This window comes from Leuconostoc sp. XM4 (assembly GCF_055698815.1).
This window is the reverse complement of the sequence record NZ_CP134507.1, coordinates 1,283,849-1,296,371: the sequence shown is the minus strand read 5'-3', so window position 1 is coordinate 1,296,371 and position 12,523 is coordinate 1,283,849. Positions and strand designations below refer to the sequence as shown.

At 38.1% G+C, this 12,523-nt stretch carries 9 protein-coding genes; 6 read left to right on the top strand and 3 right to left on the bottom strand.

Annotated elements, in window-relative coordinates; genetic code table 11:
* Positions 1-169 precede the first annotated feature (169 nt).
* Together RHP64_RS06595 and RHP64_RS06590 are read left to right on the top strand one after the other, a co-directional pair.
* Positions 170-1,582, top strand: coding sequence for a glycoside-pentoside-hexuronide (GPH):cation symporter (locus tag RHP64_RS06595; RefSeq protein ID WP_025268202.1), 1,413 nt, complete (start codon positions 170-172; stop codon positions 1,580-1,582).
* A gap of 28 nt (positions 1,583-1,610) precedes the next feature.
* Complete coding sequence (locus RHP64_RS06590) at positions 1,611-2,783, top strand: galactokinase (protein ID WP_025268201.1); 1,173 nt, start codon at positions 1,611-1,613, stop codon at positions 2,781-2,783.
* Here RHP64_RS06590 and RHP64_RS06585 read toward each other — a convergent pair.
* The gene (locus RHP64_RS06585; RefSeq protein ID WP_025268200.1) at positions 2,780-3,709 is read right to left on the bottom strand and encodes an AraC family transcriptional regulator; all 930 of its coding nucleotides are present in this window, start codon (positions 3,707-3,709) and stop codon (positions 2,780-2,782) included. The genes RHP64_RS06590 and RHP64_RS06585 overlap by 4 nt on opposite strands.
* Before the next feature lie 173 nt (positions 3,710-3,882).
* Here RHP64_RS06585 and RHP64_RS06580 point away from each other — a divergent pair, with 173 nt between their 5' ends.
* From RHP64_RS06580 to RHP64_RS06565, 4 genes are all read left to right on the top strand, one after another.
* On the top strand, positions 3,883-4,878 hold the full coding sequence (locus RHP64_RS06580; RefSeq protein WP_025268199.1) for an aldose epimerase family protein: 996 nt from the start codon (positions 3,883-3,885) through the stop codon (positions 4,876-4,878).
* Positions 4,879-5,286: 408 nt separating this feature from the next.
* The gene (gene hisS / locus RHP64_RS06575; RefSeq protein WP_011680020.1) at positions 5,287-6,588 is read left to right on the top strand and encodes a histidine--tRNA ligase; all 1,302 of its coding nucleotides are present in this window, start codon (positions 5,287-5,289) and stop codon (positions 6,586-6,588) included.
* The gene (aspS, locus tag RHP64_RS06570; protein ID WP_025268198.1) at positions 6,585-8,360 is read left to right on the top strand and encodes an aspartate--tRNA ligase; all 1,776 of its coding nucleotides are present in this window, start codon (positions 6,585-6,587) and stop codon (positions 8,358-8,360) included. The genes hisS and aspS overlap by 4 nt, the downstream gene beginning before the upstream one ends.
* 101 nt (positions 8,361-8,461) lie before the next feature.
* Positions 8,462-9,328, top strand: a complete 867-nt coding sequence (locus RHP64_RS06565) for a YitT family protein (protein WP_002814812.1) — start codon at positions 8,462-8,464, stop codon at positions 9,326-9,328.
* Between the two features lie 56 nt (positions 9,329-9,384).
* Here the strand turns inward: RHP64_RS06565 and RHP64_RS06560 are convergent, their stop codons facing one another.
* Together RHP64_RS06560 and RHP64_RS06555 are read right to left on the bottom strand one after the other, a co-directional pair.
* The gene (locus RHP64_RS06560) at positions 9,385-10,791 is read right to left on the bottom strand and encodes an amino acid permease (protein ID WP_011680018.1); all 1,407 of its coding nucleotides are present in this window, start codon (positions 10,789-10,791) and stop codon (positions 9,385-9,387) included.
* A gap of 101 nt (positions 10,792-10,892) precedes the next feature.
* Complete coding sequence (locus RHP64_RS06555; RefSeq protein ID WP_011680017.1) at positions 10,893-12,440, bottom strand: PucR family transcriptional regulator; 1,548 nt, start codon at positions 12,438-12,440, stop codon at positions 10,893-10,895.
* Positions 12,441-12,523 lie beyond the last annotated feature (83 nt).

Genomic DNA, 12,523 nt, shown 5'->3' with positions numbered 1-12,523 from the left:
CAATTTATCTAAAAGATAGAACCCAACGTCTCGCCGGCGACGGGTTTTTATTTTTCAATAAATATCACAAAACAACGAAAAAAGGATACAAATTACACTTTATTTGTAAACGCTTACATAGTATTGTTAATACATACCCTGAACTTAATAAAATATAAGGAGTCGAAAGATGTCTGATAAAATGAAGCAACGTTTTTCATACGCTTTTGGTGCATTCGGGCACGATGCGTATTATGTAACGTTATCAACATATTTCATGATTTTTGTTACAAGCACACTATTTGCGGGGAGTGATAAGGCGACTGAGTCCAAGTATATTGGTATTGTTACCTCACTAGTCGTCGGTATTCGCTTAGTAGAAATTATTTTTGATCCGATTATTGGTAGTATTATTGATAATACACGAACCAAATTTGGAAAATTCAAACCTTGGTTAGTGATTGGTGGAGTTGTCTCGGGTATATCCTTACTGGCAATCTTCACAAACTTTTTCGGTTTATCTGTTAGTAACCCAACACTCTACCTCGTACTGTTTACAATTGTTTTTATCATTTTGGATAGTTTCTACTCATTCAAAGATATTGCCTTTTGGTCAATGATTCCGGCGTTATCAACTGACACCGCGGAACGTGGTACTTTAGCAACATTTGCTCGCTTTGGTTCATCATTGGGTGCTAATGGTACAACTGCCTTGGTTGTACCTATTGTGGCATTCTTTACTGTGCTCACGGGTGGTAGTGGTAAAGAGAGTGCAACTGGCTGGTTCTGGTTTGCATTAATTGTTGCGGTTTTGTCAGCTGGTTCAGCAATAGTAACAGCTAAATTTTCAAAAGAAAACGAAACCGTTTTAAGGACACAAGCCAGCGAAAAATACAATATTATTGACGTTTTTAAGGCCATCCTTAAGAATGATCAGTTGCTTTGGTTAGCACTATCTTACATGTTTTACGCAATTGCCAACGTAGCAACCACAGGCGTGCTGCTGTTTTATTTTAAATTTGTTATCGGTCACGTAACAGAGTTTGCGATGGTTGGTGTGATTTCAATGATTACTGGTATAATTGCTGTGCCTTTATTCCCATTCTTGGCCAAAGTAATGACACGTCGTTATGTGTTTGCTAGTGGTATTGCCTTGATGGTACTGGCATATGTCATGTTTACAATAGCCGGTAGTAACTTGTGGATTGTTGGCCTTGGCTTAGTATTCTTTTATTTCCCACAACAACTTATCTTTTTGTCAGTGTTAATGACGATTACAGATTCTGTGGAGTATGGACAATGGAAAAATGGTCAGCGGAACGAGGCCGTAACACTGTCATTACGTCCATTATTAGATAAATTAGCTGGCGCATTTTCAAATGCTATTGTTGGGTTTGTTGCAATTGCTGCTGGTATGACCGGAAATGCAACATTTAATGATATAACGGCCAGCGGCATCCATACTTATAAATTATATGCATTTTATATTCCTGCAGCATTGATGATTATTTCTTTACTTATTTTCATGTTTAAAGTGACACTAACTGAAAAAAAGCATGCGAAGATAGTTGCAGAACTTGAATTACGCTACAGCAAGAAGTAATTAGTATAATTTGAAAGGTTGACTACTCATGAAAAGAATTAAGGCACTAAACACGAAGTTTGCTGAAAAGTTTGGCCCTCACGAAACCCAACAGTATTTTTCGCCAGGTCGGATTAATCTAATTGGTGAGCATACGGACTATAATGGCGGTCACGTTTTTCCGGCTGCAATTACCTATGGGACTTACGGTGTTGCCAGAAAACGAGATGATGATCGTATTTTAGTTTATTCGGTTAATTTTGATGAAAAAGGCGTAGTTCAGTTAGACTATAAGAAGCTTGATTTTGACGAAAATGATGGGTGGACCAACTATGTTAAAGGCGTTATCGTCAAATTAATAGAGCAGGGTTATGTACTCGACACAGGATTTGATCTGTTGGTCGAGGGCAACATTCCCAATGGTGCAGGCCTTTCCTCATCAGCGTCGTTAGAGTTATTAGTGGGTGTTGTTTTAGAGGATTTGTTTGATCTGGATGTTTCTAGGTTATCATTAGTTAAAATTGGTCAAAAAGTTGAAAATGAATACTTTGGTCTCAATACTGGCATTATGGATCAGTTTGCAATTGGTTTTGGTCAAGAACAAAAGGCTATTTTGTTAGACACAAATACTTTGACGTATGAGTTGGTTCCTATTGTTCTTGGTGAATATGCGATTGTTATTATGAATACGAATAAACGTCGTGAATTAGGCGATTCGAAGTACAATGAAAGGCGCGCACAATGTGAAACTGCTTTAAAGTTATTACAAACAGAACTTAATATTAACTCATTAGGTGAATTGACTGATGAAGAATTTGATGCCAATGTTGCATTAATTCACGACGAAACACTCGTAAAACGAGCACGTCATGCAGTTTATGAAAATCAGCGCACTTTAAAAGCAAAAAAAGCGTTGTCCGACGGTGATTTGCAAACATTTGGACAACTTATGAATGATTCTCATGCCTCTCTAAAAGAAGATTATGAAGTTACTGGACTTGAATTAGATACGCTAGTGCAGTCCGCACAAAAACAGCCAGGTGTTTTAGGAGCACGAATGACAGGTGCTGGATTCGGTGGTTGTGCAATAGCACTTGTTAAAGAAACAGCCATTTCCAATTTTGAAAACAAAGTCTATGATGACTATATGAATGTGGTCGGCTATGCCCCAGAATTTTACGTGGCACATGTCGGCAATGGCACGACTAAGCTTAATGATTAAGTAGATTGCTGCACAGCACTTAAATGTCCTAAAATATCATTGATCTGTTGCCATTCTAATGAGTGTTGTTCTTGGATACTATTGAAACTTCTTCGTTTTCGATATGCACTAGGTGTTTCATGGATGAGCTCTGTAAATGAGTGGCCGAAAACAGAAGGATTGCTAAAACCAACCTTTTCGGAAATTTGATTAATTGATAACTGGGTTGTTTGAAGTAATTGGCAAGCTTCGTTAATACGAAGTCGTAATAAAAATTTTTTTGGTGAAATACCTACATCTCGTCGAAAGAGTCGTGAGAGGTAAGAACGGTTGATTTTGATAGCATCAGCTATGTCAGTAATAGATGTGTCGTAAGTAAAATTATTATTGATATAGGCCAATGATAATTTAGTGTATTCTGACATGGGGCGTATTGTTGCGTTTTGATGCTCAACGACGTTCCAAGTGTTTTCCTTCATTAGCAACAGGAGTATTTCACTAGCAATTTGATTTAATCGCAATTCGGTTTGTGGCCTATGACTTGTTAACGTTAGTGATTCAACAATTAATTTAAGATAATTTTCAACAGTTGCGCAAGAGAAAGTATCATGGTGATTGCGAAAAGGCGAGAAGTTCTCAATTAATTGCGCTGTTTCAGTACCACCAATGGATATCCATGCATAATGCCACGGATTATTCAAATCAGCTTGGTAAAAAATTGTTTCATCAGGTCGTATAAGGAAAAAGTCACCTGCTTTCAGGGTATATTTATGATTCATGGTAAAGTAAGTTCCTTGGCCTTCTAAGACAAAGTGAAGCAAATAATGTGAACGTTTTAATGGGCCAGAAGCATGACCAGAAAAAGTCTTACTAACGCCAGAGAAATCAAAGAATATACTTGATTCAAGCGTGTGCTCATTAACGATATTAAATAATGATTTTTCCATAATTTAACGACCTTTTTAAAAATAAAATGATAGCGCTTCCAACATTAGTATATCATTTTTTAAAAATATTTATTGATAAGTGATAATACTTGTTATGTGTTATTCAAGTGATTTATTATTGGGTTAGATAAATAGTTTAAACAAAATTTTTAATTAAATGAAAGAGGTAGCATATGAAAGTTACAGAAGAAGTGTTTGGTACATTGCCTGATGGCGAAAAGGTAACCGCGTTCACGTTAGAAAACATTAATCATACTCAAGTAACGGTTATATCGTATGGCGCGACATGGCAGTCTTTTTCTATTGAGCGATCAGGAGAGAAAAAAGAATTGCTTGTTCAATTTGATGATTTAGAGCATTACTTAGACAATCCTTTTCATTTTGGAAATACTATTGGACGTGTGGGTGGTCGATTATCTAAAACTGCATACAATTTATCCGGCACGTCGTTCACATTAACACCAAATGAAAATGGGCATGTCTTACATTCAAGTGTAAATGGTTTTGATACGATTAACTGGCAAGGAACAGCACGCAACATGGGTACCGCTGCAGAAGTTGTTTTGTCACATACGTTTGAGGATGAATTTCCTGGCCAATTACAGATGAATGTGACTTACACACTTTATGACGACGATAAGTTAACAATTAAGTTTAGTGGTGAATCAACAGAACCAACACTGTATAATCCTATGACACATGTTTATTTTAATCTAGCTGGAAAAGATGCTGATATCACAAATCATGAGTTGCGAGTGGCATCTCACAAACATGTTGAAGTAGATGACGAAACAATTCCTACTGGCCGATTGGTAGAAAATCAGCATTCCAAATTTGACTTCTCACAGCTACGTAAAATTGGGGATGATCAATTTGATGACGCCTGGTTGCTAGATGAGCAGCGTGATGAAGTTGGTGTTATTGTGCAAGAGCCTGTTAGTGGTCGAACACTAACAGTCGATTCAGATCGGAATGGTGTTGTTATTTTTATGACTAATCCAGGAATCAAAGATCACGATAATGATTGGGCAGAAAATGCACCATTCACAGCACTTGCTGTTGAAATGCAAACATTGCCGGACGCCGTGAATCATGAGGGATTTGGGGATATTGTGCTACCAGCTAATCAGGTGAAGGAATACACGGTGACTTATAAGATAACAGATTAAATATTTCACTTGACTTTATTCAGCCTTACAGCTATGATTATCTATATTAGAACCGATGAATTGGAAAAATTACTGTCTGGACATGAAGAAATTTTGCGGAAGATGCGAGCAAAACAAAGACGTAATTTTGGACACCTTGGAGGTTGCTATTGATCAAGATAGCTCGTGGTTGCGCGTTAAGCAATTAAAGTGACATGAAAATGTTAAAATCTAAGGTGGTACCGTGCATTTGCGCCCTTAACGAGAAATCGTTGAGGGCGTTTTTTTCGGATTTTATACAGCAAGATAAAAAATAATGGAGGAAATACGTTTACAGTTGTTGATTATTTTTGGATAGCGATGAATATGTTAACTAACATGTCGTATACTTCAAAATTCTGATAAAAAACACTAAAAACGATAACAACTATGGCAAAACCAATATTTCAACGTCCCAAAGGAACAGCAGATTTACTGCCTCAAAAAACAGTACAGTGGCAACATGTAGAAGCAGTTGCCCGTGTTTTATTTGGTGACTATAATTTCAAAGAAATTCGAACACCGTTATTTGAAAATTTCGAAGTCTTTTCACGCTCAGCTGGTGATACATCTGATGTTGTGACAAAAGAAATGTATGATTTTCATGATAAGGGTGATCGTCATATCGCTTTGCGTCCGGAAGGTACCGCAGGTGTCGTCCGAGCATATGTGGAAAATAAATTATATGGACCGGAATTTGACAAACCATATAAGGCATTTTACATGGGGCCGATGTTCCGTTATGAACGGCCACAGGCTGGTCGTTTCCGTCAATTCCATCAAATAGGTGCAGAGGTATTCGGATCAGATTCGCCCGCATTAGATGCTGAAGTAATTGCGATGGTCATTGATTTTTTCCAAACGCTTGGGTTAAAAAATTTGAAAGTTGCGATTAATACCTTGGGAGATAAGGAGTCCAGGGATGCTTACCGACAAGCTTTAATTGATTATCTGAAACCTCATTTTGATGAACTATCTGCAGATTCACAAGCTCGGTTAGAAAAAAATCCATTACGTGTATTGGACTCTAAAGATCCCCGTGATCAGGTCTTTGTTGCAGATGCACCATCAATCCTGGACTTTTTGTCTGAAAAATCGACTAAACACTGGGAAAAGTTGCAAGATATTTTAACTGCATTGAATTTAGACTTTGACATTGACACAACAATGGTTCGAGGATTGGATTATTATAACGACACAATTTTTGAAATCATGACTACAGATGAAAGTTTAAAAGGCGCTGCAACGATTGCTGGTGGCGGTCGTTACTCTGGTTTGGTTGAGGAATTTGGTGGTCCGGAAACACCAGGTGTTGGCTTTGGTATTGGTGTAGAACGTTTGCTGGATTTATTGCAAGCGCAAAATGTTGCTCCAACAGAGGAACAGAATTTAGACTTTTACGTAGTTAACATCGGTGATACTACTGATGTTATCGCAACAAAAATTGTTCAAGCTGTTCGCTCATTTGGTTACGTTGCTGAACGTGATTATTTGTCAAAATCAGCGAAAGCACAGTTCAAGGCAGCTGATCGTCATCATGCCAAATATGTCATAACGATTGGCGAGCAAGAACTTGAAGAACAAATTGTTAACATCAAGAATATGACCAATGGCGAACAAAAGTCTGTTCAATTGTCAGAGCTTTATACCAATTTACCACTTATCATGGATGCAGAAGGGAACAAGGAATGAAACGTACTAATTACGCAGGATTAATTGATGAAACATATTTAGATCAGACAGTCACATTGACCGGTTGGGTGCAAAAACGACGTGATTTTGGAGACTTGATATTCGTTGATTTACGTGATCGAGAAGGTATCGTACAATTAACTTTTAACGCAACAAATGCGGACGCACTAGCAGTCGCTGAAAAAGTTCGTAGTGAATATGTTCTAAAGATTACTGGGCATGTTATTGAACGTGCTGAAAATCAAATTAACACAAAAATAAAATCTGGAACAATCGAAGTCGATGTAACAGAGGCGGAAATTTTGTCAACGTCAAAAACACCACCATTTTATATTGAAGATGATGTGAATGCCAATGAAGAATTGAAGCTACAGTATCGTTACTTAGATTTGCGCCGCCCTGAGATGCAAAAAAACTTGCGCATTCGTTCAAAAATTATGAGTAGCGCCATGCATTTTATGGATACTCATGATTTTATTAACATCGAAACGCCAGTACTAGCAAAATCAACACCAGAAGGTGCCCGTGACTATTTAGTGCCATCTCGTGTTTTCCCAGGGTCATTCTATGCCTTACCACAATCACCACAATTATTTAAACAATTGTTGATGGGTGCAGGGTTCGATCGTTATTTCCAAATTGCCCGTGCCTTCCGTGATGAAGATTTGCGTGGTGACCGTCAACCAGAATTCACGCAAATGGACGTAGAAACGTCATTTATGACAGCCGATGAAATCCGTGAGTTGGTCAATGCATGGGTTAAGGCGATGATGCATGACGTTGTAGATTTTGATCTTGACACGGATAAAATTCCAACTTTGACATGGCAAGAATCTATGAATCGCTTTGGTACTGATAAGCCAGATCTACGTATAGCCTACGAAATCAAGGATTTGTCTGAAACAGTAAAAAATAGTGAATTTGGTGTGTTTGCAAATGCTATTAATGGTGGCGGTGTTGTTAAAGCATTGGCTGTTCCTGGTGGGGCTGACCATTATTCACGTAAAGACATTGACAAGCTAACAAAATACATCGAACGTTTCGGTGCAAAAGGTCTAGCTTGGATGAAAGTAGCGCAAGAAGGCTTGACCGGTCCTATTGCTAAATTCTTTGATGACGAAGCACAGGCAGCATTGATTGCTTCGGCAGACGCTCAAGTCGGAGATTTGTTGTTATTTGGTGCCGGACGTGCTGATGTCGTTTCAGCGACTCTAGATTATTTGCGTCGTGAAACAGCTAAAGCATTAGATTTGATTGATCAAACGAATCCTTGGGCATTTGCTTGGATTGTGGATTGGCCATTGTTTGAATACTCTGAAGACTTTGACCGCTGGATTGCTGCTCATCACCCATTCACGATGCCAAATGAAGAAGACTTACACTACTTGAATGATGGTGAAGATCCTCATAAGGCACATGCGCAAAGCTACGATTTAGTACTAAATGGTTACGAACTAGGATCTGGATCAATTCGTATTCATCGTATGGATATCCAAGAAAAGATGCTAAAGGCACTTGGATTTACTCCTGAAAAAGCACATGAAGCCTTTGGATTTTTGCTTGAGGGTATGGAATATGGTTTCCCACCAATGGGTGGTATCGCACTAGGATTGGATCGTTTGGCAATGCTACTAGCTGGCCAAGAAAATATTCGTGAAGTGATTGCTTTCCCAAAGAATTCACGAGCTACTGAACCAATGACTGAGGCACCAACTCGTGTTGAAGGCAAACAACTGAACGAATTAGGATTGTTTGTTCCAGAAGCAGAGTAATTGTTATCAAACAAATTCGTGTTATTATTAGCTTAGATAAAACTTGGAGATAAATGTGTGTTATACATTAGATTTTTTCTCGTATAACATACATATTGATTATGCAAAAAATTGTTCACAATTTTATGAAAAACCAGTACGCTGGTCGTATTGGTGGCGCGGTATTTTATGGTGTAATCGTTGCCTTTGCAATGAATTATTTCTGGCATCCAGGGCATATTTATTCCTCTGGATTCACAGGATTTGCCCAACTTGTTTCGACTTTAACTGGCGATAGAATTCCCGTCGCTTTAGCGCTAGCCTTGGTTAACTTACCAATGTTAGCCGTTGCATGGTGGAAGTTGTCGTGGAGATTTGCTATCTTTACAACGCTAGCAGTTTTGCTCAGTTCGGCGTTAATTCCTGTCTTTGATACCACGCGTGTTTTAACAACTGACCCGTTAATAAACGCTATGTTTGGTGGCGCGCTTAATGGTATGGCGGTTGGTACAGCATTACGGTATGGCGTTGGAACAGGTGGTTTAGATGTTATTGGTCTCTTAGTTAAGAAGCATTACGGCTTTAAAATGGGACCAATTAATTTATCTTTCAATGCCTTGATTATGGTCGGTGCTGGGCTAACATATGGTTGGAAGTATGCTTTGTACTCAATTGTAGGTGTTATTATTAGTTCACGAATGATAGATGTTTTCTATACACGACAGCAGCAAATGCAAGTGATGATTATTACTACTAAACCAGATGAAATGGTGGATAGTATTCAAAATAAGCTTCGACGAGGCGTTACCATTATCGATGAGGCGCGTGGTGGTTACACTGGGCGGGAGCGTTCGGTGCTACTAACCGTTATCACGCAGCAAGAACGATTTGAGTTACGAGAAGCAATCAAAGAGGTTGATGAACAAGCTTTCTCTTCTACTTGGAAAATCGAACACACTGTGGGACGTTTCTACGAGCCAGAGTTATAGTTAATAAAAAAGGAGACAACATCATGTTGTCTCCTTTTTTTGTTCTATTTTATTTTTTACACGGTTACTGCATTTTTTGTAGAAAACTTTCGGTGAGAAAGGTAACCGAATACTATCGTGAACAAAATTGCGCCGATGGCAGCAACACGAGAGTCTGCTTGAAAGAACAAACTGGCGTAAATGCTGACGAAGAATAGCAATGTTAGTGGACTAGTCCACTTGTATCCTGGCATCAGGAAGCCATCTGGCATAAAATTAGTTGATTCACGGAATTTACGATGAGCATACATTGTCATTGCATAAACGATGATATACATGTTTGATGAGATCGATGTAATTAAACCGAATGCACTGGTAATCTGTGGTATCGAATTAATCACTGGTGATATTAACACTAAGATAGCTGTGAATATAATTGCTTTAGCAGGAACGCCATTTGATGAAATTTCACGAAAATTGATCATAAACTTTGAATCTGACTCTTCAGCTAATTGGTAGAAGTGTCGTCCTGCAGAATAGATAGCTGAGTTTAAGGCTGAAGCAGCAGATGTTAGTACGACAAAGTTAATTATTGTAGCAGCCGCTTTGAATCCAGCCAATTGGAACACCATAACGAAGGGACTTGATTCAGGTGTTTTAGCGATAACATGCCAATTAATGATCGACATAATAATAATCATGGCACCTAAGTAGAAAATCAAAATACGGATAATAATTGTATTAATGGCTTTTGGCAGAACCTCACGTGGATTTTCCGTTTCAGCTGTTGTGATACCGACGAATTCCATACCTTGGAAGGCGAAAAATACCATTGGAAAGGCAGCGAAGAACATCGAAGCACCATTTGGAAATAGTGAAAAGTTTGAGAATACATTACTAAATGAAGCGACAGTATGACCACCACTTGCGGGCGCCTTAAATCCTGTAAAGATTAATATTAGACCCGTTACAATCATCGCTACAATAGCAATGATCTTAATCATGGCAAACCAGTATTCTGTTTCACCAAATACTCTGACGGCAATTAAGTTAATCATAGTTAAAACAAACAAAAAGAGAATTTGAATTATCCAAGTTTTCCAACTTGGGAACCAAAACTTAACGTAAGTTGATACGGCTGTTAATTCTGCCATAGCTACGAAAAGTAGTCCAATCCAATAGGACCATCCAGCGAAATATCCCGCTCCAGCACCAACATACTTACTGATAAAAGAAACAAATGTATGTTGGGAAGGGTCTGCATAAAGCATTTCACCAATTCCCCGCATCATCATAAAGAAAAATGCACCAAGTACTGCGTATACAATCAAAATAGATGGCCCAGTTTTAGCTATAGAGTTTCCGGCTCCCAAGAAAAGTCCTGTACCAATGGTACCGCCAATGGCAATCATCTGTACGTGCTTCTTTTTCAAACCACGTATGGTACCATCGGCATTCATCGTTGCGTTTTTTTGTTGACTCATAAATATTATGCCTCCTCGATTGATAACAATTCTAACACAGTTATCATTAAACCCTCATTTATTAGTGAACAAAAAATAGGGTAATCTATTGTGCATTATGCCTAATCAAGTAACAAAAAAGCCAATTGAATATCGACCAAAACATCAGGCATGTCAAGGTTAACATCTAATAACTCAGATATTTTTTTCAAGCGATAATTAATGGTATTCCGGTGTACAAACATATCAGAAGCGACGGCTGTTACATTTTGATGTAAGAACATATAGGTTTCCAAAGTTTTGAGAAGACTTGGATTGTCTAAAATTGGGCCTAGAATTCTTTCCACAAAAGCATCGCTCTCTTGCTTGGGTAACAAGTTTAACATTTCTTGGGCACTCTTGGGTCTAAATCGCATAATCGGATGTGCTACTGATGTCAGCTGAAGCGCATGGTTAGCTTGTTCATAAAGATCTGCTAATGCACGAATGGGTTCTGCGACTCGAGAAAAGCCGATGGTAAAGTTATATTCTAACTTTGATTGTGATGTTAGAAAATCGTATAGTTCTTTGAGAAATGCGCGTGTATCAATTTTGTTATCAACTAACAAAATCAGTTGTTGTTTATAGGAAAATAGGAGTACAGACCAGTTTGATTCGTTAACAAACCAGCGTGTCAGTGCTTGTAATATTTCAAATTGATGTGTTTCAATGACTGTTTTTTTTGCTGTAAAGTCAATAACCGCTACGCGATAGGGATTTTTAGAATCAATATTTGCGTTCTTTAGATAATTGTCAATCGCGTCATCACTTAGCCCGTGTTGCATAATGTTCAAAAAGAAGCCAGAACGGTTGCGAAACTCAGTTTCATTTAACAAATCGGTTCTCGAATTTGAAAATCCCAATGCAGTAATTACTTGTTCGCGTTTTAAAAGTTCAAAATCTGATAGTGTCTTATTCGAACTCATAATAGCTGCAAAGGCTTTATTTTCGTTTAGAGCAGAAAAAATGGGAGAAATCTCGAAAATTGTATTATTGAAGGTAACGTGCACCTTTTGAGTTAAATTCAAATAATCAATTCCAGATTCTTCTCGTAAAAATTTGGTGAAAAAGTCACGTTGCGGAAGTAAATCAGTACTGGCATATAAGGCACGAAAATGTGAGTCCAACAAGGTTAGTGGTGCTTCTAAAATTTCCGCGCTAAGATTTAACAGATGCTGATAAGTATTATTAGTTTGCATCGTTGACAACTGATGATTAATATTAACAATTTGATGCAGTTCACCCGTATGAGTGTTCAGAATAATATCAGTAATATTTTGAATTGTTTGTGGCATCAATTCATCAGTTGGGGTCATGAGGATTGGTACTCGACGTTTGTTGGCTAATATAATAATATCACGTGGCAACTGTGATAAATGCCGGTTCGTCTTAATGCCCAAGCCAGCAGCATTATGATGATCTAGCGCGATAATTAAGTCTCGCAGTAATGTCCAATCTTCTTTGAACAAAAAGCCGGTAGTGAGCAGTAATTGACCAGGAGCAATATATTCATCAAAATCTGGTGCATCAATCATACCCACTTGGTTGATCTCGCGATTGAGCCCTTCGGCGCCTGCTAAAATTGGGTATTCTGCTAATACGGGGTTAGCTAATAATTCTTTAACGTTCATAATTGACCTCCAATTGTGTTGTTACTATTATGCCATGTTTGCTTATTGTGTACAAATAAAATTAAAAAAGTTGTGCAATATGA